Source organism: Azospirillum canadense (genome assembly GCF_025961225.1).
Taxonomy (GTDB): domain Bacteria; phylum Pseudomonadota; class Alphaproteobacteria; order Azospirillales; family Azospirillaceae; genus Azospirillum; species Azospirillum canadense.
In genome coordinates, this window is the sequence record NZ_JAOQNG010000001.1 from 30,270 (window position 1) to 51,839 (window position 21,570).

At 68.2% G+C, this 21,570-nt stretch carries 20 protein-coding genes; 12 read left to right on the plus strand and 8 right to left on the minus strand.

From position 1 onward, the window contains the following. Positions 1 to 71 precede the first annotated feature (71 nt). From hemW to rph, 3 genes are all read right to left on the minus strand, one after another. Positions 72 to 1,238 (minus strand): radical SAM family heme chaperone HemW, encoded by a 1,167-nt coding sequence (hemW, locus tag M2351_RS00120; protein WP_264654156.1) that lies wholly within the window; start codon positions 1,236 to 1,238, stop codon positions 72 to 74. After that, entirely contained in the window at positions 1,226 to 1,825 is a 600-nt protein-coding gene (rdgB, locus tag M2351_RS00125; RefSeq protein ID WP_264654157.1) for an RdgB/HAM1 family non-canonical purine NTP pyrophosphatase, read from the minus strand. The genes hemW and rdgB overlap by 13 nt, the downstream gene beginning before the upstream one ends. 157 nt (positions 1,826 to 1,982) lie before the next feature. Next, entirely contained in the window at positions 1,983 to 2,702 is a 720-nt protein-coding gene (rph, locus tag M2351_RS00130; RefSeq protein WP_264654158.1) for a ribonuclease PH, read from the minus strand. Positions 2,703 to 2,859: 157 nt separating this feature from the next. Here rph and hrcA point away from each other — a divergent pair, with 157 nt between their 5' ends. The 3 genes from hrcA to M2351_RS00145 all read left to right on the plus strand — a co-directional run bounded on the left by hrcA (position 2,860) and on the right by M2351_RS00145 (position 5,127). Beyond that, positions 2,860 to 3,900 (plus strand): heat-inducible transcriptional repressor HrcA, encoded by a 1,041-nt coding sequence (gene hrcA, locus M2351_RS00135; protein WP_209767870.1) that lies wholly within the window; start codon positions 2,860 to 2,862, stop codon positions 3,898 to 3,900. Between the two features lie 76 nt (positions 3,901 to 3,976). Further along, positions 3,977 to 4,585, plus strand: a complete 609-nt coding sequence (grpE, locus tag M2351_RS00140) for a nucleotide exchange factor GrpE (RefSeq protein WP_264654159.1) — start codon at positions 3,977 to 3,979, stop codon at positions 4,583 to 4,585. 176 nt (positions 4,586 to 4,761) lie between these two features. After that, entirely contained in the window at positions 4,762 to 5,127 is a 366-nt protein-coding gene (locus M2351_RS00145) for a response regulator (RefSeq protein WP_264654160.1), read from the plus strand. A 142-nt stretch (positions 5,128 to 5,269) separates the two neighbouring features. On the opposite strand, the gene M2351_RS00150 is transcribed toward M2351_RS00145, so the two are convergent. Beyond that, entirely contained in the window at positions 5,270 to 6,160 is an 891-nt protein-coding gene (locus M2351_RS00150) for a DUF1848 domain-containing protein (protein WP_264656807.1), read from the minus strand. Positions 6,161 to 6,255: 95 nt separating this feature from the next. Between M2351_RS00150 and M2351_RS00155 the strand changes: the two genes are divergently transcribed. After that, a complete protein-coding gene (locus M2351_RS00155; RefSeq protein WP_264654161.1) occupies positions 6,256 to 6,744 on the plus strand; it encodes a hypothetical protein in 489 nt (162 codons plus the stop codon). Positions 6,745 to 6,801: 57 nt separating this feature from the next. Here M2351_RS00155 and M2351_RS00160 read toward each other — a convergent pair whose 3' ends face one another. After that, the gene (locus M2351_RS00160; RefSeq protein ID WP_209767864.1) at positions 6,802 to 7,005 is read right to left on the minus strand and encodes a hypothetical protein; all 204 of its coding nucleotides are present in this window, start codon (positions 7,003 to 7,005) and stop codon (positions 6,802 to 6,804) included. Between the two features lie 549 nt (positions 7,006 to 7,554). Between M2351_RS00160 and dnaK the strand changes: the two genes are divergently transcribed. The 3 genes from dnaK (at position 7,555) to M2351_RS00175 (ending at position 12,161) form a co-directional block, all read left to right on the plus strand. Further along, positions 7,555 to 9,480, plus strand: a complete 1,926-nt coding sequence (gene dnaK / locus M2351_RS00165) for a molecular chaperone DnaK (protein ID WP_264654162.1) — start codon at positions 7,555 to 7,557, stop codon at positions 9,478 to 9,480. A 193-nt stretch (positions 9,481 to 9,673) separates the two neighbouring features. Beyond that, positions 9,674 to 10,834 carry a molecular chaperone DnaJ gene (dnaJ, locus tag M2351_RS00170; protein WP_264654163.1) on the plus strand — a complete coding sequence of 387 codons (1,161 nt, stop codon included), beginning with the start codon at positions 9,674 to 9,676 and terminating at the stop codon, positions 10,832 to 10,834. Positions 10,835 to 11,027: 193 nt separating this feature from the next. Next, complete coding sequence (locus tag M2351_RS00175; protein ID WP_264654164.1) at positions 11,028 to 12,161, plus strand: GGDEF domain-containing protein; 1,134 nt, start codon at positions 11,028 to 11,030, stop codon at positions 12,159 to 12,161. A 240-nt stretch (positions 12,162 to 12,401) separates the two neighbouring features. On the opposite strand, the gene M2351_RS00180 is transcribed toward M2351_RS00175, so the two are convergent. From M2351_RS00180 to M2351_RS00190, 3 genes are all read right to left on the minus strand, one after another. Then, positions 12,402 to 13,124: a Bax inhibitor-1/YccA family protein gene (locus tag M2351_RS00180; protein WP_264654165.1), complete on the minus strand. Its 723-nt coding sequence runs from the start codon at positions 13,122 to 13,124 to the stop codon at positions 12,402 to 12,404. Between the two features lie 158 nt (positions 13,125 to 13,282). Further along, positions 13,283 to 15,808: an ABC transporter permease gene (locus M2351_RS00185; RefSeq protein WP_264654166.1), complete on the minus strand. Its 2,526-nt coding sequence runs from the start codon at positions 15,806 to 15,808 to the stop codon at positions 13,283 to 13,285. 168 nt (positions 15,809 to 15,976) lie between these two features. Continuing rightward, positions 15,977 to 16,735, minus strand: coding sequence for an ABC transporter ATP-binding protein (locus M2351_RS00190; RefSeq protein ID WP_264654167.1), 759 nt, complete (start codon positions 16,733 to 16,735; stop codon positions 15,977 to 15,979). 4 nt (positions 16,736 to 16,739) lie between these two features. On the opposite strand from M2351_RS00190, the gene M2351_RS00195 reads away from it, so the two are divergent. The 5 genes from M2351_RS00195 to M2351_RS00215 are packed head-to-tail and all read left to right on the plus strand — an operon-like array spanning position 16,740 to position 21,536. Further along, entirely contained in the window at positions 16,740 to 17,450 is a 711-nt protein-coding gene (locus tag M2351_RS00195) for an arylesterase (RefSeq protein WP_319801858.1), read from the plus strand. Position 17,451: 1 nt separating this feature from the next. Further along, a complete protein-coding gene (locus M2351_RS00200) occupies positions 17,452 to 18,669 on the plus strand; it encodes an FIST signal transduction protein (RefSeq protein WP_264654168.1) in 1,218 nt (405 codons plus the stop codon). A gap of 28 nt (positions 18,670 to 18,697) precedes the next feature. Beyond that, positions 18,698 to 19,741 (plus strand): NADP(H)-dependent aldo-keto reductase, encoded by a 1,044-nt coding sequence (locus M2351_RS00205; protein ID WP_264654169.1) that lies wholly within the window; start codon positions 18,698 to 18,700, stop codon positions 19,739 to 19,741. Between the two features lie 15 nt (positions 19,742 to 19,756). Next, positions 19,757 to 20,299 (plus strand): RNA 2',3'-cyclic phosphodiesterase, encoded by a 543-nt coding sequence (gene thpR, locus M2351_RS00210; protein WP_264654170.1) that lies wholly within the window; start codon positions 19,757 to 19,759, stop codon positions 20,297 to 20,299. 43 nt (positions 20,300 to 20,342) lie between these two features. After that, on the plus strand, positions 20,343 to 21,536 hold the full coding sequence (locus tag M2351_RS00215; protein ID WP_264654171.1) for a sensor histidine kinase: 1,194 nt from the start codon (positions 20,343 to 20,345) through the stop codon (positions 21,534 to 21,536). Positions 21,537 to 21,570 lie beyond the last annotated feature (34 nt).

Below are 21,570 nucleotides of genomic sequence, written 5' to 3' on the forward strand. Positions count from 1 at the left end.
TGTCACAGGCGGCGCGGGGTCACAGGCGGCGTCCGGTTTTGTCGCTTGGGCTCGTCTTTCGGCGGCGCCCCTCAGGCCAGCAAGGTCCCCAGCACCGCGTTCAGCCGCTGCCGCCCGTCGTGCGTGGCGCGCAGGGTGGTGTCGGTCACCTCCAGGAAGCCGCCGAAAACCAACCGGTCGAGCGCGCGGGCGTCCACGAGGTCTGGCAGGTCGCGGCCCGTCTCCTCCACCAGACGGGCGCGGGCAACGCCCTCGCTGAGGCGCAGCCCCATCATCAGAAGCTCCGACCCGCGGGCGTCGCGACCGATGGGGTCGGGGGTGGCGGCGCCGTGGCCGTCGCGTTCCACGCGCTCCAGCCAGATCTCCGGGGCGCGGTGGGCGCGGGTGGCGAATTTGGCGCCATCCAGCGTCAGCCGGCCGTGCGCGCCGGGGCCGACGCCGACGTAATCGCCATAGCGCCAATAGGTTAGGTTGTGGCGGCTCTCCTCGCCTGGACGGGCGTGGTTGGAGATCTCGTAGGCCGGCAGGCCGGCGCGGTTCAACAGGCTGTGGGTCGCCTCGTACAGGTCGCCGGCCAGATCCTCGTCGGGCAGGACCAGCTCGCCCCGCGCGTGCAGGGGGAAGAAGGCGGTGCCCTCCTCGATGGTCAACTGGTAGACGGAGAGGTGGCCGACGGCGTAATCGAGCGCGCGGGTCAGCTCCGCCTCCCACGCCGCGACGGTCTGGCCGGGGCGGGCGTAGATCAGATCGAAACTGAAACGATCGAAGGTCTTCGCGGCCAGCGCGATGGCGCCGGTGGCCTCCGCCGCGTTGTGCTGGCGGCCGAGGAACTTCAGCGAAGCGTCGTCCAGCGCCTGGATGCCCAGCGAGACGCGGTTGATCCCGGCGGAGCGGAAGGCGCGGAACTTGTCGGCCTCCACGGAGGTCGGGTTGGCCTCCAGCGTCACTTCCAATCCGTCGGCGACCGGCCAGCGCGCGGCGATGCGCTCCAGCACCGCGGCCACCGTCGTCGGCTCCATCAGCGAGGGCGTGCCGCCGCCGAAGAAGACGGAGGTTACCTTGCGACCGGCCGTTGCGTCCGCGTAATGGTCAAGCTCCCGCAGCAGCGCGCTGCGCCAGCGGTCGTGCTCGATCCGCTCGCGGACATGGCTGTTGAAGTCGCAATAGGGGCACTTCGACTTGCAGAAGGGCCAGTGGATGTAGATCCCGAACCCAGGATCAGCTGTCACTTGAAGCATCGCTCCACAAGCTGGCGGAAGGCGTCGGCCCGGTGGCTCATCTCGTGCTTCTTGGCCGGGTCCATCTCGCCGAATGTGATGCCGTGCCCGTCCGGTTTAAACATCGGATCGTAGCCGAACCCTTTTTCGCCCTGCGGCGGCCAGACCAGCGTGCCGGTGCAGCGGCCCTCCACCGTCTCCACATGGCCGTCCGGCCAAGCGAGCGACAGCGCGCAGACGAAATAGGCGGAGCGGTCGGCGTTTCCCGCAAGACCGTCCTCCACCTTTTGCATCGCCATCGCGAAGTCCTTGGACGGGCCGGCCCAGCGGGCGGAGTAGATGCCGGGGTCGCCGTTCAGCGCCGGGACCACCAGCCCACTGTCGTCGGCCAGCGCCACATGACCGGCCCCGGCCGCGGCCAGCGCCTTCAGCTCCGCGTTCGCGACGAAGCTCGTGCCCGTCTCCTCCGGCTCCGGCAGGCCGAGGTCGCCGGCGGAGGTGAAGGTGGCGACATAGGGGCCGAGCAGGTCGGCGATCTCGCGCACCTTGCCCTTGTTGTGGCTGGCGATCACGAGCGTGTCGCCGGTGAAGCGGCGGGGGGTGGTCATTGGGGGGATGTCCTTACGTATCGCGGGCGCTTGCCCCCACCCTAGCCCTCCCCCGCTGGGCGGGGGAGGGGACTGCCGCCGGCTTCGCAAACAGGCCCTCCCCCGCCCAGCGGGGAGGGAGGGACCCGCGAAGCGGGAGGGTGGGGAAAACGGAGCCTTACTTCTTCCGGACGGCGTCCTTCTGCAGGGCGACCAGCTCGTCGATGCCCTTGCGGGCGAGCGCCAGCAGCTCCATGAACTGCGGCTCGGCGAAGGGCTTCTCCTCGGCGGTGCCCTGGACCTCGACGATGCCGCCGTTGCCGGTCAGCACGAAGTTGGCGTCGGCCTGGGCGTTGGAATCCTCGGCGTAGTCGAGGTCGAGCACGCTGGTGCCCTTGTAGATGCCGCAGGACACGGCCGCGACATGGTCGGTCAGCGGCATGGTCTTGATGGCGCCGATCTCCAGCAGGTGCTGGAAGGCCAGGTGCAGGGCGACGAAGCTGCCGGTGATCGCCGCGGTGCGGGTGCCGCCGTCGGCCTGGATGACGTCGCAGTCGACCTTGATCTGCTTCTCGCCCATGGCGGCGCGGTCGGTGACGGCGCGCAGCGCGCGGCCGATCAGGCGCTGGATTTCCTGCGTGCGGCCGGACTGCTTGCCCTTGGCCGCCTCGCGGTCGGTGCGGCTGTGGGTGGAGCGCGGCAGCATGCCATATTCGGCGGTAACCCAGCCGAGACCCGTGTTCTTCAGGAAGCGCGGCACGCCCTCGTCCACGCTGGCGGTGCAGAGCACGTGCGTGTCGCCGAAGCGCACCAGGCAGGAGCCCTCGGCGTATTTGCTGAAGTGGGGCTCAAGGGACACGGTGCGCAGCTGGTCGTGGGCGCGGCCGGAGGGACGCATCGGGCATATCCGCAGGTCTGTTGAAAACGGCCGGCAAGCTAACGCCCGAAGCGCCGTCCGTCCAGCGCGCAACCGGGGCGCACGTTGATTCGGGGGGAATACCTGCCTAAATTCGGGACGCCGCAACCCTTCATGCCGTCCGGTTACAATCCGACCCATGATCACCGAGCTGAACCAACGGTCCCGCGAGATCTTCCGGCTGATCGTCGACGCCTATGTGGCGACCGGCGAGCCGGTGGGCTCGCGCACGATCTCGCGGAGGCTCGGCATGGCCCTGTCCCCCGCGACCATCCGCAACGTCATGGCCGACCTGGAGGAGCAGGGGCTGCTGTACGCCCCCCACACCTCCGCCGGCCGCATCCCGACGGAGGCTGGCCTGCGCCTGTTCGTCAACGGCCTGCTGGAGATCGGCAGCCTGACGGAGGACGAGCGCGAGTCGATCGAGGCGAAGGTCTCCTCCTCCGGCCGGTCCCTGCAGGACGTGATGCGGGAGGCGTCCGGCATGCTGTCGGGCCTGTCGCACTGCGCCGGGCTGGTGCTGGCGCCGAAGACCGACCGGCCGCTGAAGCACATCGAGTTCGTGTCGCTGGCTCCCGGCCGGGCGCTGGTCGTGCTGGTCAACGAGGACGGGCTGGTCGAGAACCGCGTCATCGAGGTGCCGGTCGGCGTCCCCGCCTCCACCCTGCAGATGGTGTCCAACTTCCTCAGCGCGAAGCTGGTCGGCCGCACGCTGGACGAGGCGCGCCAAGCCGTCCTGCGCGAGATTGAGGAGCAGAAGACCGAGCTGGACGAATTGTCGCGCCGGGTGGTCGCCGCCGGGCTCGCCACCTGGGCCGGCAGCAGCAGCCAGGACGGCGGCCACCTGATCGTGCGCGGCCAGGCCAAGCTGCTGGAGGATGTCACGGCGCTGTCGGACCTGGAGCGCGTGCGCTCCCTGTTCGAGGCGCTGGAGACCAAGGAGACCATGCTGCGCCTGCTGGACGCCACCGGCCAGGGCGATGGCGTGCAGATCTTCATCGGTGCGGAGAACGTGCTGTTCAACCACTCCGGCTGTTCGCTGATCATCTCGCCGTTCCAGAACAGCCGCGAGCAGGTCATCGGCGCCATCGGCGTGATCGGCCCGACCCGCATCAATTATGCCCGCATCATCCCGCTGGTGGATTATACAGCGAAGGTCATCAGCCGCCTCGTCGGATAGACGGGGTTCCGCTGACGGCCGCTTCCCCACGCTTCGAATGACCAGACGATCCATAAGAGACGATTGCGAGAGAGCCATGAGCGAAGAGCAGAACAAGCCCGCCGAAGCCGAGGTGGATACGACCGAGACCGCCAACCAGGGTCCCGAAGGTGCCGCCCAAGCCGCCGGCGATGCCGGTGACCGCGTCGCCAAGCTGGAGGCCGAGGTCGCCAGCCTGAAGGACCAGCTGCTGCGCCAGATGGCCGAGGTGGAGAACACCCGCCGCCGCGCCCAGCGCGACCGCGAGGACGCCAGCAAGTTCGCCGTGTCCAGCTTCGCCAAGGAGTTGGTCACCGTGGCCGACAACCTGCGCCGCGCGCTCGACGCCGTGCCGGCGGAGGGCCGCGAGAAGGACGAGATGCTGAAGGGCCTGGCCGTCGGCGTCGAGGCGACCGAGCGCCAGCTGTTCGCCGCCTTCGACCGCGCCGGCATCAAGAAGATCGACCCGACCGGGGAGCTGTTCGACCCGAACTTCCATCAGGTGATGTTCGAGATCGAGCACACCGGCAAGCCGGCCGGCACGGTCGTTCAGGTGCTGCAGCCCGGCTACACCATCCACGGCCGCCTGCTGCGCGAGGCCATGGTCGGCGTCGCCAAGGGCGGCCCGAACGAGGCCGGCGGCCAGCACGTCGACACGAAGGCCTGATTCGGGGCCTGATTGCACGACGATCCATCCGAGGGCCCGCCATCATGGCGGGCCCTTTGCGTTTCAGGGCTTGGCGCGGCGCATTGCCGCGGTTCGTCCTTCCCCGAGTTGACGCAACGGCGCAACATGCCTAAGGCATCCTTACGCACCGCACGCGCGAACAGGGAACCGGAACCGTGCCCAAGAGCATCCTGACCGTCGACGATTCCAAGACCATCCGCGACATGGTCTCCTTCACGCTGCAGAAGGCCGGCTACGCCGTCACGGAGGCGGCGGACGGCGCGGCGGGACTGGCGCAGGTCAACAAGCAGAAGTTCGACTGCATCATCACCGACCTGAACATGCCGGGCCTGGACGGGCTGGCCCTGACCAAGGCGATCCGCACCAGCGCGCTGAACCGCGCCACCCCGGTGCTGCTGCTGACGACCGAAGCCGACCCCGCCAAGAAGACCGCGGGCCGCGAAGCCGGCGCCACCGGCTGGCTGGTCAAGCCCTTCAACCCCGACAAGCTGGTCGAGACGGTGAAGAAGGTTTGCCCGTAACTCCACCCCGTTGGAGAAGCACTCAATCTTCACGGATTTCGCGGATTTTGCCGCGGATGACCGGATTTTTCATGAGCTTTGGGCGCGATCATCAATCTTTATTCCTGAAATCCGCGCTCAAATCCGCGAAATCCGTGAAGAATTAGTACGTCCCACTCGCCCCTCCCCGTGCCACCAGGAATTCCCCCTCAGGATCATGCGCCGTGAACCGCTTCTGCGCCGTGGCGCGGTTGGCGACGGCGTAGCAGTAGACGCAGCCGTGCGGGCAGCTGTCGTAATCGCCGATGTCCCGGCTTTCGGCGCAGAAGCAGCCGGGCCGGTTGCCCTTTTCCCGGGCCGCGATCGGACGTCCGGCGACGTCGGACAGGCGTTGCGCGTCGACGCAGCGCGTGGGTGCCACGCCGGGCACGCCCGCCAACTCCGGCTGGGTGCAGAGCGTCAGCGCCATGCCTTGGTCGGCGGCGATCGCCGCGAGCGTGCTCAGCAGGGCGCGCTTCTCCTCCGGGTCCGGGTCGCGCCAGGGCTGGCCGGCGGCGTCCAGGTTGCGGGCGGTCTTGCGGTAGGGCTGGAGGAAGGACACCACCGCCTCGTCCGTCACGCCGCGCAGGCGGGCGGCCATGCGGGCGAAGGTGTCACGGTGCCAGGACGGTGGCGTCGAGTCGCTGGTGAGGATGGGATCGTAGCGCCAGACCACGGCGCGCGGCCCCCAGCGGTCGCGCACCCGCGCCATATGCTCCGCCGCCCGCTCCCAGTCGGGGACGGAGCGTTCCAGCGCCCTGGGCAGGCCGGTCGCGCTGTGCTGCACGACGAAGGGGAAGCCACGCTCCGCCACCACGTCGAGCGCGTCGAGGAAGGGGCCGACGTTCTTCGTCCAGAAGACGAAGCCATCTACGGCCGGACGCGTCAGGTCGATCCGGTAGGTCTGCCCGCCGTAAGGATTCACCATGCGGCAATATCCGGCCTCCAGACGATTGAGGAACCAGCGGCCGTAGAAGGCGGGGATGTCGGTCTTGTAGCTGGCGGAGATGATCATCGCCGAAACGATGGGGTGGTGCGTGATTCCGATCAAGGCTGGATTCGGGCCCGACTCGGCCTAAAGTGCCGGGCAATGGACAACAGGAGGACGCCGTGACCGGCGAACAGGATCGCGTGTTCGAATGGAACGAGGTGGTGCGCTTCCGGCTGCCCACCGATTGGCGCCCGGACGTGGAGGAGCATGAGGGACACCCCGTGGCCGCCTTCCACCCGCCGGCCCCGGCTGGCGGAACGCTGCGGCTCGTCACCGACCGGGTCGCGCCCAAGGAGGGTCCGGACGGGGTGACGGCGGTGCTGCGCGAGATGGCGCTGCGATTCGTGCGCCCGGACGACCAGCGCGCCAGCGACCGCACGGTGGAACCGTGGGGCGAGGACGGCGTGCTCGCCCAGGCGGTGATGCTGACGGAGGAGGACGGCCGGACCGACGCCCACTACCTGTGGTTGGTCGGTGCCGAGCGCGCGGGAATGGCGGCCGTCGCCATGTTTAGCTATGGCCTGCCGGTGATTATGGATGGCGACGAATCCTGCGCCGCGACCTTGGCGTTGCTGGACAAGGCCATCAAGTCGGCCGAGATTCTGTAGGAAACACGCCCCATGAAACGGCAAAGCCGCCCGGCGGGGGCGGCTTTGCGGGGGCCGTCAGCAGTGGCCGGCGCCGCCGGCCATCAGCGCCTTCAGCTGCATGGCCTTCGGGTCGAAGGTCATGGCCGCTTCCTCGGCCGCCATGGCCGCCAGGCTGATGAAGCGGGCGAGATCATCCAGATCGCACTTCGTCGCATCGTCCATCAGGCTGTCGAGGCAAGACTTGATGGCCAAGGCCACGTCGCGACGGTCGTCCATCATGTTGATCCCCCTTGAAATACCGGTGTGAGTCCCCGCGATTGGCCGCTCCGCCTGCGAACAAGAACGGCGGCCTACTCCGAACGGATATAGCATAGTCCTTCGGCTTGTTCACTATTAGATTCTTGCGACATCAAATAAAAGGAGCAACCGCAAATTGATCGGCGCGATAAATGCACACCGTTACTTGTTAATGAAAAGTTAACAGCCCAGTCGACTCCAGCAAACCCCTGTTAAAGTCTTGTAACACAACGGCATGCGCCAGCGAGGCGGGGTGAATATCCGGGTATATACGTCGGAGTTCTTTGATTACGAATGTATTCTCTTGCGACGCGAGTGGACCGGCGCGACAATATGCCCTGGCGTGCCGGACACGAATTCTCCTTTTGACGGTTGAGTGGACGACCGGGGCGTTGCAGCCCGAAACGCACCTGCCTATATCTCCGGCGACAGTCGTGATCTGACCCACCCGTATCCACTGACCCCATGGGGATCGCGGCGGTGCCGGAACAGACGGGCCGCCACGAATCTGCCGAACAACAGAGGCTGAACATGAGCAAAGTCATTGGCATCGACCTCGGCACCACGAACTCCTGCGTGGCCGTCATGGAAGGCTCCGCCGCCAAGGTGATCGAAAACGCCGAGGGCGCCCGGACCACCCCGTCCATGGTCGCCTTCGCGCAGAATGGTGAGCGCCTGGTCGGCCAGCCGGCCAAGCGTCAGGCGGTGACGAACCCCGAGAACACCCTCTTCGCGATCAAGCGTCTGATCGGCCGTCGCTACGACGATCCGCTGACCAAGAAGGACCAGGGCCTCGTCCCGTACAAGATCATCTCCGGCGACAACGGCGACGCCTGGGTGGAAGCCGTCGGGAAGAAGTACAGCCCGTCGCAGATCAGCGCCTTCATCCTGCAGAAGATGAAGGAGACGGCCGAGAACTATCTGGGCGAGAAGGTGACCCAGGCGGTCATCACCGTCCCGGCCTACTTCAACGACAGCCAGCGCCAGGCCACCAAGGACGCCGGCAAGATCGCCGGCCTGGAAGTCCTGCGCATCATCAACGAGCCGACGGCGGCAGCGCTCGCCTACGGCATGGAGAAGAAGGGTGCGGGCACCATCGCGGTCTACGACCTCGGCGGCGGCACCTTCGACATCTCCGTGCTGGAGATTGGCGACGGCGTGTTCGAGGTGAAGTCGACCAACGGCGACACCTTCCTCGGCGGTGAGGACTTCGACGCCCGCATCATCGACTACCTCGCCGACGAGTTCCAGAAGGAGCAGGGCATCGACCTGCGCAAGGACCGTCTGGCCCTGCAGCGCCTGAAGGAAGCGGCGGAGAAGGCGAAGATCGAGCTGTCCTCGGCCATGCAGACCGAGGTCAACCTGCCCTTCATCACCGCCGACCAGTCCGGCCCGAAGCACCTGAACGTCAAGCTGACCCGCGCCAAGCTGGAAGCCCTGGTCGACGAGCTGGTCGCCCGCACGATCGAGCCCTGCAAGGCCGCGCTCAAGGACGCCGGCCTGAAGGCCAACGAGATCGACGAGGTGATCCTGGTCGGCGGCATGACCCGCATGCCCAAGGTCATCGAGGCGGTGAAGCAGTTCTTCGGCCGTGAGCCGCACCGCGGCGTGAACCCGGACGAGGTGGTCGCCATCGGCGCCGCCATCCAGGGCGGTGTGCTGAAGGGCGAGGTGAAGGACGTCCTGCTGCTCGACGTGACCCCGCTGTCGCTGGGCATCGAGACGCTGGGCGGCGTGTTCACCCGCCTGATCGACCGCAACACCACGATCCCGACCAAGAAGTCCCAGACCTTCTCGACCGCCGAAGACAACCAGAACGCGGTGACCATCCGCGTCTTCCAGGGCGAGCGCGAGATGGCCGCGGACAACAAGCTGCTCGGCCAGTTCGACCTGGTCGGCATCCCGCCGGCCCCGCGCGGCGTGCCGCAGGTGGAGGTGACCTTCGACATCGACGCCAACGGCATCGTCAGCGTCACGGCGAAGGACAAGGCCACCGGCAAGGAGCAGCAGATCCGCATCCAGGCCTCCGGCGGCCTGTCGGACGCCGACATCAACAAGATGGTGAAGGACGCCGAGTCGCACGCCGCCGAGGACAAGAAGCGGCGCGAGCTGGTCGACGCCCGCAACCACGCGGACGCGCTGATCCACACGACCGAGCGGACCATCAAGGAGAACGGCGACAAGATCCCGGCCGCGGACAAGACCGCCGCCGAGACCGCCGTCGCCGAGCTGAAGTCCGTCCTGGACGGCGACAATCTTGAGGCCGTGAAGGCGAAGACCGAGGCGCTGGCCCAGGTCTCCATGAAGCTGGGCGAGGCCATGTACAAGGCCGGCCAGGGCGAGGCCCCGGGTGCCGGTGCCGCCGGCGCCGCGGGTGCCGGTGCGGCCCCGAACGAGCCGGGCGTGGTCGACGCCGACTTCGAGGAAGTGGACGACGACAAGAAGAAGTCGGCGTAAGCGTTCGAAGCTTGTGTCCATCGATGCCTTGTGTCCATTGAAGGGCAGCCATCGGTGGACACAGGTGTCACAGCCGGGGAAACCCGGCCCCAGGCAGTATCGTCCGGCCCGTCATCCTTTCAGCGGTGGCGGGCCGGAGATATGCTGGGTTGGTTGTTGGTTTTCTTGGTGCATGTGAAGGCGGTCGGGGCCCATGGCGAAACAGGACTATTACGAGCTGCTCGGGGTGGCAAAGGGCGCCAGCGCGGACGAGATCAAAAAAGCGTACCGCAAGATGGCGATGCAGTATCACCCGGACCGCAACCAGGGTGACAAGGACGCCGAGCACAAGTTCAAGGAAGTCAGCGAAGCCTACGAGATTCTGAAGGACGAGCAGAAGCGTGCGGCCTACGACCGCTTCGGCCACGCCGCCTTCGAGAACGGGCGCGGTGGCGGCGGCGGCTTCGGCGGCGGCGGAGGCTTCGGCGGCTTCGACTTCGGCGGCGGTGGCGGCGGCTTCGCCGACATCTTCGACGAGATGTTCGGGGAGTTCATGGGCGGCCGGCGCGGCGGCGGCGCGGCCTCCGGCCGCGGCCAGGACCTGCGCTACAACCTGGAGATCAGCCTGGAGGAGGCCTTCAAGGGCACCCAGGCCACGGTCCGGGTTCCCACCACGGTCGCCTGCGACGGCTGCAACGGCTCCGGCGCCGCGGCGGGCACCCAGCCCGTCACCTGCCCGACCTGCCAGGGCCACGGCAAGGTGCGCGCGCAGCAGGGCTTCTTCACCATCGAACGCACCTGCCCCGGCTGCCATGGCCAGGGCCGCGTGATCAAGGACGCCTGCAAGACCTGCGGCGGCCAGGGCCGCCTGCGCAAGGAAAAGACCCTCCAGGTCAACATCCCCGCGGGTGTCGAGGACGGCACGCGCATCCGTCTGGCCGGCGAGGGCGAGGCGGGCCTGCGCGGCGCGCCGCCGGGCGACCTGTACATCTTCCTGGCGATTGCCCCGCACCCGATCTTCCAGCGCGACACCGCCAACATCCACTGCCGCGTGCCGATTCCCATGGCCACGGCGGCGCTGGGCGGCACGGTGGAGGTGCCGACCATCGAGGGCAGCCGCACCAAGGTGACGGTCCCGCCCGGCACCCAGTCCGGCCACCAGTTCCGCATCAAGGGCAAGGGCATGTCGGTGCTGCGCAGCCAGCAACGCGGCGACATGTACATCCAGGCCGTCGTCGAAACCCCGGTCAACCTAACCAAGAAGCAGCAGGAATTGCTGCGCGAGTTCGACAAGGCCGGCAAGGAAGGCTCCCACCCGCAGTCCGAAGGCTTCTTCGCCAAGGTCAAGGAGCTGTGGGAGGACCTGAAGGACTGAGGGCGCGCCTCTGCCACGCCCTGCGGTTTCCGAAAAGGCCCGGCGATCTCCGCCGGGCCTTTTTCATGCCCGCCTGCCACATACGGACGCACCGTGGGTCCTCAAAGGAATTGGCGTTGCCCGGGAGCACCCCCGCGTGCAACAAAAGGCCCTTGATCCCCTGAGGCAAGGTGTAAGGCGGGCGGTCCAGGCCGTGAGTGGCGAATTCTCCCTCGAGCAGTTGCGCGACTTGATGCATCCGGCTCGTCACACGCCGATCATCCAGCGCCGCCGCGCCATCCTGATCCATTCGCGCGTGCGCATGGTGGCGGCGGCCTTCGCCGTGCTGACGCCGCTGTGGGTGGCGATCGACGTGGTGATCTTCCCCTGGCCCCTGTGGGGCTGGCTGGCCGGCCTGCGCTTCGTGGCGAGCGCGGCCTTCGGCGCGCTGGCCCTGCGCTACCGTGTCAGCGACGAGATCAGCAGCGCGTGGCGGGGGCTGGCGCTGCTGCTGGCGGTGCCCACGGTCTTCTTCCTCGCCTCACACCCCATGCTGAACGACGGGGTGATCGCCGGCAGCGCCGCCGCGGTGGCGGCCGGCTACGCCTTCCTGCCCTTCGTCATGGTGGCGGGGCTCAGCGTCTTTCCGCTGACGGCGGTGGAGGGCATCCTGTTCGCCCTGCCTCTGTTGTCGGCCCATATGGTGGCGGGCGTCTACGGGTCGCTGGTATTCCCCTTCCCCTCATACCTCGGGGCGCTGTGGCTGCTGCTGCTGATCATGGCGGTGGCGGCGCTGGCGGCGATGAGCCAGCTGCATTTCATGATGGCCCTGGTCGACCAGGCCTCGCACGACGGGTTGACCGGCGCCTTCTCCCGCCGCATCGGGGAGGAGCTTCTGCGCGTGCAGTTCGCCCACGCCCAGCGGGCGGACCTGCCGCTGTCGTTGGTCTTCGTCGACCTGGACAACTTCAAGGCCATCAACGACCGGCACGGCCACGACCAGGGCGACAAGGTGCTGGGCCGCGCCGCCGAGTCGATCCGCGGCATGCTGCGCCAGTCCGACGTTCTGGTGCGCTGGGGCGGGGAGGAGTTCCTGGTCATCATGCCGAACACCCCACGGGACGGCGCCCTGATCGCGGTGGAGCGGCTGCGCATCAAGGGCTTCGGCGCCCGCCCGGACGGCTCCACCCAGACGGCCAGCGTCGGCATCGCCGAATACACCGCCGACCGCCGCCCCACGGACTGGGGGGATCTGGTCGAATTGGCCGACCACCGCATGTACATGGCCAAGCAGAACGGCAAGGACCGCATCGTCGCGTCGGACCGGGTGCTGGAACCGGCGGAGTGATCCGAGCCTGGGGATGAGTGCCGGGGGAAGCACTGATTCTTCACGGATTTCGCGGATTTGAACGCGGATTTTCCGGATTTCGATTGTCTGGATTTCGAAATCGGCGGATCCGCGTCATCCGTGCCAAAATCCGTGAAATCCGTGAAGACTTGGTTCTTATCCAATGCCACCGACGCCCAAAACAAAACCGCCCGGAAGCGAAAGCCTCCGGGCGGTTCGTTGTTTCAAGCGACGGTGTGGTTACTCGTCGCGCTGACCCAGGAACTGCAGCAGGAACTGGAACAGGTTGATAAAGTCCAGGTACAGCGTCAGGGCGCCCATCAGGGCCAGCTTGCCCTGGCTCTCGCGGTCGTAGCCTTCGGCGTACTGCTCCTTGATCGCCTGGGTGTCGTAGGCGGTCAGGCCGGTGAAGATCACCACGCCCAGCACCGAGATGGCGAACTGCAGGGCCGACGACTGGAAGAACAGGTTCGCCAAGCCCGCGATGATGATGCCGAACACGCCCATCATCAGGAAGGAGCCCATCTTCGTCAGGTCGGTCTTCGTGGTGTAGCCGTAGAGGCTCATCGCCAGGAAGGTCGCGGACGTCACGAAGAAGGTCAGCGCGATGCTGGACCCGGTGAAGACCAGGAAGATCGCCGACATCGACAGGCCCATCGCCGCGCAGTAGGCCCAGAAGACCGCCTGTGCCGACGCGAAGGACAGCCGGTTGATGCCGAAGGACAGCACCATCACGAAGGCCAGCGGCGCCAGCATGACCACCCACTTCAGCGGGGTCATGAAGATCGTCTGCATCAGCGCCGGGCTGGTGGACACCATGAAGGCGACCAAGCCCGTCAGCACCAAGCCGGCGCCCATGTAGTTGAACACGCGCAGCATGTGCTGGCGCAGGCCCTCGTCGAAGTAACCCCGGTCGAACGCGCGGTCCGCGTTTGCGTACCGGTTAAAGGTCGGATCAGCCATGGGTCGTCCTCGAACCAATGTTATTCCCTTTGGCTGAACATATTGGCGAAAGACCCCGTCCGTTCAACAGGAATCGGAAGCGGGGCCGTTGCGTGACAAAGCTTTCACGCGACTGTCACCCTACTTTTTCGGCCAGCCGGAATTCTGCGAATTGGTCCCTATTCGTTGCGCAGAAGGGGTGCGGCCGGTTGTCCCAGCGCGCGCCACGTCCCGAAGAAGCCGAAGGCCAGCGTGATCGCGGTGCTGAGCAGCGCCGTGGTGACCACCGCCGACGGGATGAAGGTCCACTCCCAATGCATCAGCCGGGTCAGCACCGCCCAGGCGGTCACTGTACCGATGATCCCGGCGATGACGGCGGTCAGGATGCCCAGCAGCCCGTATTCCAGCAGGAATGCCTTCAGCACGTCGCCCCGCGTGGCGCCCAGCACCTTCAGCACCACGGCGTCGTAGACGCGGCGGCGGTGCCCGGCGGCCACGGCCCCGGCCAGCACCAGCGTGCCGGCGGCCAGCGTGATGCCGGCGGTCAGGCGCACCGCGGTGCCGATGTTGGTCAGCATGCCGTTCACCGTGTCCAGCGCGTCCTTCACCCGCACCAGCGTGACGTTGGGAAAGCGCTGGAGCACCGCGCGCTGCACCTCCGCCTCTGCCGCGGGGGTGCTGCGGACGGTGGCGATCCAGGTCTGCGGCGCCTTTTCCAGAGTGCCCGGCGCGAAGACCAGCGTGAAGTTGATGGCCAGCGTGGAGAAGTCGGCGGCCCGCACGTTGGCGACGGTCGCCTCGATGGTGCGGCCCAGGATGTTGACGCCCATCTTGGCGCCTGGCCCGATGCCGAAGGCGTTCGCCACGCTCTGGTGGATGGAGATCAGGGGCGGACCCTGATAGTCCGGCGCCCACCAGGAACCGGCGACGATCTCCGAATGCTCCGGCAGCTTGGCGGAGTAGGTCAGGCCGCGGTCGCCGGACAGCACCCAGGCCTGGTCGGGGTTGGACAGCGCCTGCTCCGCCGGCTTGCCGTTCACCGTCTCGATCCGGCCGCGCAAACTCGGCACCGCCTCGAAGTCACGGGTGCCGGGCACGCCGGTGACCAGCTGTTTCAGCGGGTCGAACTGGTCGGGCTGGATGTCCACGAAGAAGAAGCTGGGCGCGTCCTTCGGGATCGTCTCGTTGACCCGGCGGGAGAAGTTGCCCTCGATCAGCGCGATGGCGACCAGAACGGTAAGGCCGAGGCCGAGCGACAGCACCACTGTCCCCGTCGGGTTGCCCGGCCGGTGCAGGTTGGACAGGGCCAGCCGGATGCCCGGACGCTTCGGGCGCCCGGCCGCCGCGGCCCCCTTGGTCACCAGCCAGGCCGCCGCGCGGAAGGCCATGAAGGTGGCGATGGAGCCGCCGACGAACCACGCTGCGAAGCCGCGGTTGTCCGCCGTCAGAATGGCGAGCGCGGCCAGCGCCGCGACGGTCAGCGCGGTGGCGAGGATGTAGACCGCGCGCGGACGGCCGCCGGCCGGGGCCACCACGTCGCGGAACTGAGCCGCCGCCGGCACCTCCCGCGCGCGGCCCAGCGGCCAGAGCGAGAAGGCCAGCGCGGTCAGCACGCCGTACAGCGCCGCCAGCGCCAGCGCGCCGGGATAGACGCCGATGCGCGCCGAGACGGGCAGCAGATCCTCCAGCAGCTTGCCGAGCCCGATCGGCGCCACCGCCCCCAGCACCAGCCCGAACAAGATGCCCAGCGCGGCCAGCGCCAGGATTTGCAGCAGATAGACCTGGAAGACCAGCGGCCCCGGCGCGCCCAGGCATTTCAGCGTGGCGACCGTGCGCGCCCGCGAATCGAGATGGCTGCGCACCGCGTTGCCCACCCCGACGCCGCCGACCAGAAGCGCGGTCAGTCCAACCAGCGTCAGGAACAGGGTCATGCGCTCGATGAAGCGCTCCACCTGGGGCGAGGCGTTGGTGTAGTCGCGCACCCGCCAGCCCGCGTCGGGGAAGCGCGCCTTCAGCGCCGCCTGCCACGCCGTGGCGTCGGTGCCCGCTTTCAAGGCAACCTTGTCGGTCCAATAGACGATGCTGCCGGGCTGGAGCAGGCCGGTGCCCTCCAGCGCCGGCAGGGCAACCATCAGCCGCGGCCCCAGCGTGAAAGCGCCGGAGGCGGCGCGGTCCGGCTCCCGCGCCAGGACGCCGCGGATGGTGACGGTCCCGTCGCCGAGTCGCACCTGGTCGCCAACCTTGGCGCCCAGCCGGTCGAGCACGCTTTCCTCAACCACCGCGCCCCACTGCCCGTCCTTGTTGGCGAGCGCGTCCTGGAGGTCGCCCGGCGGCCGCACCGTCGCCTCCCCATAGAGCGGGTAGAGCCCGTCCACCGCCTTCAACTCGATCAGGGTGGAGCGCTGGTCGTCAGCGGAGCGCGCCATCGCGCGCATCTCCACGGAGCGGGAGACCCGGCCGGACTGGTCCAGGAAGGCGCGCTGCTCGGCCGTGGGCGGCGCGTAGATCTGCCGCACCGACACGTCCCCACCGAGGATCGCGCGCCCGTCGGACCGCAAGCCGTCCAGGATGCCGCCGGACACCGACTGCACCGCAGCGATGGCCGCAACGCCCAGCGTCAGGCAGGCCAGGAAGATCCAAAAGCCCTTCAGCCCCCCGCGCAGCTCGCGGCGGGCAAGGCGGATGGCGAGGGAAAGGTTGGTCATGTTTGCTTTGTGCTGAAGTGCGGGAGCAGGGCCCCCCTCCCAACCTCCCCCCACTTCGCGGGGGGAGGGGCTTAGCGTCGAAGCGGCGGCAGTTCCCTCCCCCGTCGAAGATGGGGGAGGGTTAGGGTGGGGGCCCAACTCCCGCACTCACCCCACCCCAAACCACCCTCAATCCCCCGCAACCCTCACCCGCTCGGCGCGGGCGGCGTGGCCGCCATCAACGCCGCCTTCAACGCCATCGTCGGCGATGCGGCCGTCCATCAGGCGCACCGTGCGGTCGCAGCGCTGGGCCAGAGCGGGGTCGTGGGTGATCAGGACCAGCGTCGTGCCGCGCCGCTCCGCCAGATCGAACAAAAGCTCCACGATGGTGGAGCCGGTGTCGATGTCCAGGTTGCCGGTAGGCTCGTCGGCCAGGAGGAGCGACGGCTCGGCGACGAAGGCGCGGGCCAGCGCCACGCGCTGCTGCTCGCCGCCCGACAGCTGGCCGGGGTAGTGGGTGAGGCGGTGGCCGAGCCCGACCGCCACCAGCCCGTCCCGCGCGCGGTCGAAGGCGTCGGCGGCCCCTGCGAACTCCAGCGGGATCGCCACGTTTTCCAGCGCCGTCATGGTCGGGACGAGGTGGAAGGCCTGGAAGACGATGCCGACATGGTCGCGGCGAAAGCGCGCAAGCCCGTCCTCGTCCAGGGCGCCGAGGTCCTGGCCGGCGACCCGGACGGACCCGCCCGTGGGCCGTTCCAGCCCGGCCATCACCATCATCATTGTCGACTTGCCGGAGCCCGACGGCCCGACGACGCCGACCCGCTCCCCGGCCTCGACGCGGAGATTCAGTCCCCTCAGGATGTTGACGGGTCCGGCCGCGCTGTCCAATCTCAAGTGCACATCGTCGAGTGCGACGATGGGAGTGGCCACGGAATCGGGTCGGGACATTGGCATGCGTCTCACAATCAAGCGGGGAAGCGGGCGGGACAGCCTTTCGCCATATGGCATGGGCCGTCGCAGTTTCAACGCGGCGCTGGCGGCGCTCATCGTCGCAGCGGGGCTGGGCATGACGGGTTCGGCCCAGGCCGCGAACGGCCCGCTGAAGCTGCTGGCGTTGGGCGATAGCCTGACCGCGGGGTATGGCCTGCCGGAACCGCTGGGCTTCGTCCCCCAGCTGCAAGGCGCGCTGCGCGCCAAGGGTTACGACGTCACGATCATCAACGCCGGCGTGTCGGGCGACACCACGGCGGGCGGGCTGTCGCGACTCGACTGGGCGCTGGCCGACAAGCCGGACGCCGTGCTGGTGGAACTGGGCGCCAACGACATGCTGCGCGGGCTCGACCCCGCGGCGGCGCGCAACAACCTGGACGGCATCCTGAAGCGGCTGACGGCGGCAAAGCTGCCCGTGCTGCTCGCCGGGATGGTCGCGTCGCCCAGCCTGGGACGCGCGTACGGCGAGAAGTTCAACGCCATCTACCCGGACCTCGCCCACGCGTACGACGTACAGCTCTATCCCTTCTTCCTGGACGGCGTGGCGGCCGACGCCGCGCTGAACCAGGGCGACGGCATCCATCCCAACCCGGCCGGGGTGAAGGCGATCGTGGAGCGCATCACGCCCTACGTCGCCCGTCTCCTGGACACCGCATCGAAACCCGGAGGCTGACATGGCGACCCTGGCCGGCCCAAACCCGCCCGACACCACACCACCCAACACCACCTTGCCTGATGTCTTCTTCAAGGCCGCCTCGGCCACCGGCAGCGACCCCACGGGCGCTGACTGGGGGCAGCTGGTCAAGGCGTGCCTGGACGAGTTGGGGCCGGTGGAGGGCTGCAACCTCGGTTTCCTCTACATAACCGACGCGCTCGCGGAGCACGCGACCAGCATCGTCACACTGCTGCGCGGCGTGACCGGCATCCGCGACTGGGCCGGAACGGTGGGCATCGGCGTCTGTGCCAACGACGAGGAGTTCTTCGACCAGCCGGCGATATCCGTGATGGCTGCCCGCCTGCCGCCGGACAGCTTCCGCCTGTTCCCGGTGGTCAGCGGCGACCTGGAGCCGCTGCGCCGCATGGCCGGCGGCTGGCTGGACAAGCACGGCGCGTCGCTGGCGTTGGTCCACGCCGACCCGCGCCACCAGGATCTCGCCGGCCTGGTCACCACGCTCGCCGACTCGACCTCCGGCTTCCTGGTCGGCGGGCTCAGCGCGTCGCGGTCGGAGTTCCCCCAGTTCACCATCCCCGGCAACACCGCCACCATGACCAGCGGGCCGGTCGGGGACGGCGGCGTGTCCGGCGTGCTGTTCGCGCCGACGCTGGCGGTTGCCACCGGGCTCAGCCAGGGCTGCACGCCCATCGGCCCGATCCGCACCATCACCGCGGCCGAGGACAACGTGATCCTGGAGATCGACGGCCGCCCGGCCCTGGACGTCTTCAAGGAGGACATCGGGGAGATCCTGGCCCGCGACCTGCGCCGGGTGTCCGGCTATATCTTCGCCGGCCTGCCCATCCGCGGGTCGGACACCGCCGACTATTTGGTCCGCGACCTGATCGCCATCGACCCGCGCGCGGGCTGGATTTCCGTCGCCCACCGGGTGCAGAGCGGACAGCCCATCCTGTTCACCCGCCGCGACCAGCAGAGCGCCGAGGCCGACATGCGGCGCATGCTTGCCAATCTGAAAAAACGCGTGAAGACCACGCCCAAGGGAGCCATCTACGTCAGCTGCATCGCCCGCGGCCCAAGCCTGTTCGGCGACGGCAGCCAGGAGTTGGCGATGATCCGCGAGACCTTCGGCGACATCCCCTTGGCCGGCTTCTTCGCCAGCGGCGAGATTTCCCACAACCGCCTGTACGGATACACGGGCGTGCTGACCCTGTTCCTTTAAGCCCTAATTCCTTGAGGACTTCACACTGATGCAATACCGTCCGCTCGGCCGCACCGGCCTGTCGGTCAGCGCCATCGGCCTGGGCACCATGACCTGGGGCCGCCAGAACACCGAGGCCGAAGGCCACGAACAGATGGACTACGCGCTCGACCAGGGCGTGAATTTCTGGGACACGGCGGAGATGTACGCCATCCCCCCGACCGCCGACACGTACGGACGTACGGAGGCGGTGATCGGCAACTGGTTCCAGGCGCGCGGCAAGCGCGACAAGGTCATTCTGGCGACCAAGATCATCGGAGGCGCCGACGGCGGCTTCGCCTGGATCCGCGGCGGCCAGTCCAAGCTGGACCGCGCCAACATCTTCGCCGCCGCCGAAGCGAGCCTGCGCCGGCTGAAGACCGACTACATCGACCTGTACCAGCTGCACTGGCCCGACCGCGCCACCAACCGCTTCGGCACCCGCAACTACGTCCACCGGCCGGAGAAGGACGGCACGCCGATCGAGGAGACGCTGTCGGCGCTGGACGAGCTGGTGAAGTCCGGCAAGGTGCGCCACGTCGGCCTGTCCAACGAGTCGCCCTGGGGCGTGATGCAATTCCTGAAGCTGTCCGAGCAGAAGGGTCTGCCACGCGTCGCCTCCATCCAGAACGCCTACAACCTGCTGAACCGGACCTTCGAGCAGGGCTTGGCCGAGGTGTCGATGCGCGAGGATGTCGGGCTGCTCGCCTATTCCCCGCTGGGTGCGGCGACGCTGACCGGCAAGTACCTGGACGGCGCCGTACCGCCGGGCACGCGGCGCGCCATCGACCACCGCAAGTCGCGCTACGCCACCGTCAACGCCGACGCGGCGACCCGCGAATACCTGGAGGTCGCGCGGCGCCATGGCCTGTCGCCGACGCAGATGGCCATCGCCTTCACGCTGCACCAGCCCTTCGTGGCCTCCTCGCTGGTCGGCGCGACCACGCTGGATGACCTGAAGTCCAACATCGCCGCCATCGACGTCACGCTGTCGGAGGAGGTGCTGAAGGACCTGAACGCCGTGAACGAGCGTTACCCCGACCCCTGCCCGTAAAGGCACGCTGATCCCATGATCCGCCTCTTCGTCGCGCTCGATTTTCCGGAGGATGTCCGCCAACGGCTCACAGGCCTTGGCGGCGGCGTCCCCGGCGCGCGCTGGACCGAGGCGGAGAACCTTCACCTGACCCTGCGCTTCATCGGCGAGGTGCCGGAGGACCAGGCGGCCGAGATCGACAACTCCCTGTCGCAGATCTCGGCCCCGGCCTTCGACGTGACCCTGGACGGGGTGGGCGTGTTCGGCAGCGGCCGCAACGCCCGCGTCCTCTGGGCCGGGGTGGAGCGCAGCGACGCCTTGTCGCACCTCCAGTCCAAGGTTGAATCGGCGCTGGTCCGCTGCGGCCTGCCGGTGGAGGAGCGCCGATTCTCCCCCCACATCACGCTGGCCCGGCTGAAGGACGCGCCCAAGGACCGCATCGGCCGCTTCATTGAGGAACGCGGCCTGTTCCGCGCCGGCCCGATCCGGATGGGCCACTTCACGCTGTACCGCAGCCACTTGGGCAAGGGGGCCGCGGTGTACGAGGCGTTGCGCGAGTATCCGCTCGCCAGGGGGTAGCCCACCGCGGAACCGGGGGCACCGGTCCGGGTTGTACAGCACCATGACCACACCGGACGACACAGCCCAGGACCGGGATTCCGCGCCCAAGGAATCGGACATCGCGCGGATCCGGCGTTATCAGGGCATCCTGAACGATTTCAGCCGTATGGCGGGCGAGACACGGGAACTCAACGCCCTGCTCCAGGTGGCGTGCGTCCAGGCGGCGCGCGGGATCGGGATCGGGCACAGCAAGGTGATGCGCTACCGCCTGACCAAGGGCGACCTGCTGGTCGAGGCCGGCATCGGCTGGAAGCCGGGGGTGGTCGGCCGGCTGGCCCTGGGGGCCGACATCGCGTCGCCGGCCGGGCGCTCGCTCCAGTCCCGCCAGCCCGTGCGCATCGACGACATGCCCTCCAGCACGGAATTCCGCTACCTGCACGTCTTGCAGGAGCACGGCATCGTGTCGCTGCTGAACGTCCCCGTCTCGCTGGACGGTGTCGTCTGGGGTGTGCTGGAGGTGGACAGCGCGACTCCGCGCCACTTCAGCGAGGACGACGTCACCTTCCTCGGCACGATGGCGAACATGCTCGGCCTTGCCCTGCGGGACAAGCTGCGCGAACGGCAGCTCACCGAGACTATGGCGAAGGCGTCGGCGGACCTGGAGCAGCAGAAGATGCTGATGCGCGAGTTGGCGCACCGGGACAAGAACGACTTCCAGATGATCATGTCCATCCTGCTGCTGCAGAAGAACAAGCAGCAGGATGCCGACGCCATCCGCGGGTTCAAGCACGCCCTGGACCGGGTCGCCGCCATCAGCATGGCGCACGACCAGCTGACCATGCGCCCCGACCGCGGGACGCTCGACGTCGCGGCCTACCTGGGGGCGCTGTGCGGCAACCTGGGGCACCGGGGGGACGGCGTTGCCATCGAGACGCAGTTCGACAAGGCCGAACTGTCGCACGAACGCGCCGTGTCGCTGGGCCTGATCACGAACGAGTTGGTGACGAACGCCCTGAAATACGCTTTCCCCAACGGCAGCAAGGGCACCGTGCGGGTCGAGTTCACCGCCGACCCGGCGACCGGCCAGGCCTGCCTGACCGTCGCCGACAACGGCGCCGGCATGGGACCGATGCGGCCGGGCGGCTCCGGCCTGCAATTGGTCGACGCCCTGGCCCGCCAGATCGGCGCCAACGTCGACCGGCCGCCGACCGACCAGGGAACGACCTTCCAAGTGTGTTTCCTGATCGTGCGGTGAGGTTCCTGCCCATTCGGTGGGCAATGTTTCACAC

Excerpts from the sequence above, each read along its gene's own strand:
- M2351_RS00215 (WP_264654171.1), top strand. The coding sequence starts at position 20,343 with ATGACCACACCGGACGACACAGCCCAGGACCGGGATTCCGCGCCCAAG.
- M2351_RS00200 (WP_264654168.1), top strand. The coding sequence starts at position 17,452 with ATGGCGACCCTGGCCGGCCCAAACCCGCCCGACACCACACCACCCAAC.
- M2351_RS00185 (WP_264654166.1), bottom strand. The coding sequence starts at position 15,808 with ATGACCAACCTTTCCCTCGCCATCCGCCTTGCCCGCCGCGAGCTGCGC.
- thpR (WP_264654170.1), top strand. The coding sequence starts at position 19,757 with ATGATCCGCCTCTTCGTCGCGCTCGATTTTCCGGAGGATGTCCGCCAA.
- M2351_RS00160 (WP_209767864.1), bottom strand. The coding sequence starts at position 7,005 with ATGATGGACGACCGTCGCGACGTGGCCTTGGCCATCAAGTCTTGCCTC.
- dnaK (WP_264654162.1), top strand. The coding sequence starts at position 7,555 with ATGAGCAAAGTCATTGGCATCGACCTCGGCACCACGAACTCCTGCGTG.
- hrcA (WP_209767870.1), top strand. The coding sequence starts at position 2,860 with ATGATCACCGAGCTGAACCAACGGTCCCGCGAGATCTTCCGGCTGATC.
- M2351_RS00180 (WP_264654165.1), bottom strand. The coding sequence starts at position 13,124 with ATGGCTGATCCGACCTTTAACCGGTACGCAAACGCGGACCGCGCGTTC.
- M2351_RS00150 (WP_264656807.1), bottom strand. The coding sequence starts at position 6,160 with ATGATCATCTCCGCCAGCTACAAGACCGACATCCCCGCCTTCTACGGC.
- M2351_RS00205 (WP_264654169.1), top strand. The coding sequence starts at position 18,698 with ATGCAATACCGTCCGCTCGGCCGCACCGGCCTGTCGGTCAGCGCCATC.
- grpE (WP_264654159.1), top strand. The coding sequence starts at position 3,977 with ATGAGCGAAGAGCAGAACAAGCCCGCCGAAGCCGAGGTGGATACGACC.
- rdgB (WP_264654157.1), bottom strand. The coding sequence starts at position 1,825 with ATGACCACCCCCCGCCGCTTCACCGGCGACACGCTCGTGATCGCCAGC.
- M2351_RS00195 (WP_319801858.1), top strand. The coding sequence starts at position 16,740 with ATGCGTCTCACAATCAAGCGGGGAAGCGGGCGGGACAGCCTTTCGCCA.
- hemW (WP_264654156.1), bottom strand. The coding sequence starts at position 1,238 with ATGCTTCAAGTGACAGCTGATCCTGGGTTCGGGATCTACATCCACTGG.
- rph (WP_264654158.1), bottom strand. The coding sequence starts at position 2,702 with ATGCGTCCCTCCGGCCGCGCCCACGACCAGCTGCGCACCGTGTCCCTT.
- dnaJ (WP_264654163.1), top strand. The coding sequence starts at position 9,674 with ATGGCGAAACAGGACTATTACGAGCTGCTCGGGGTGGCAAAGGGCGCC.
- M2351_RS00190 (WP_264654167.1), bottom strand. The coding sequence starts at position 16,735 with ATGTCCCGACCCGATTCCGTGGCCACTCCCATCGTCGCACTCGACGAT.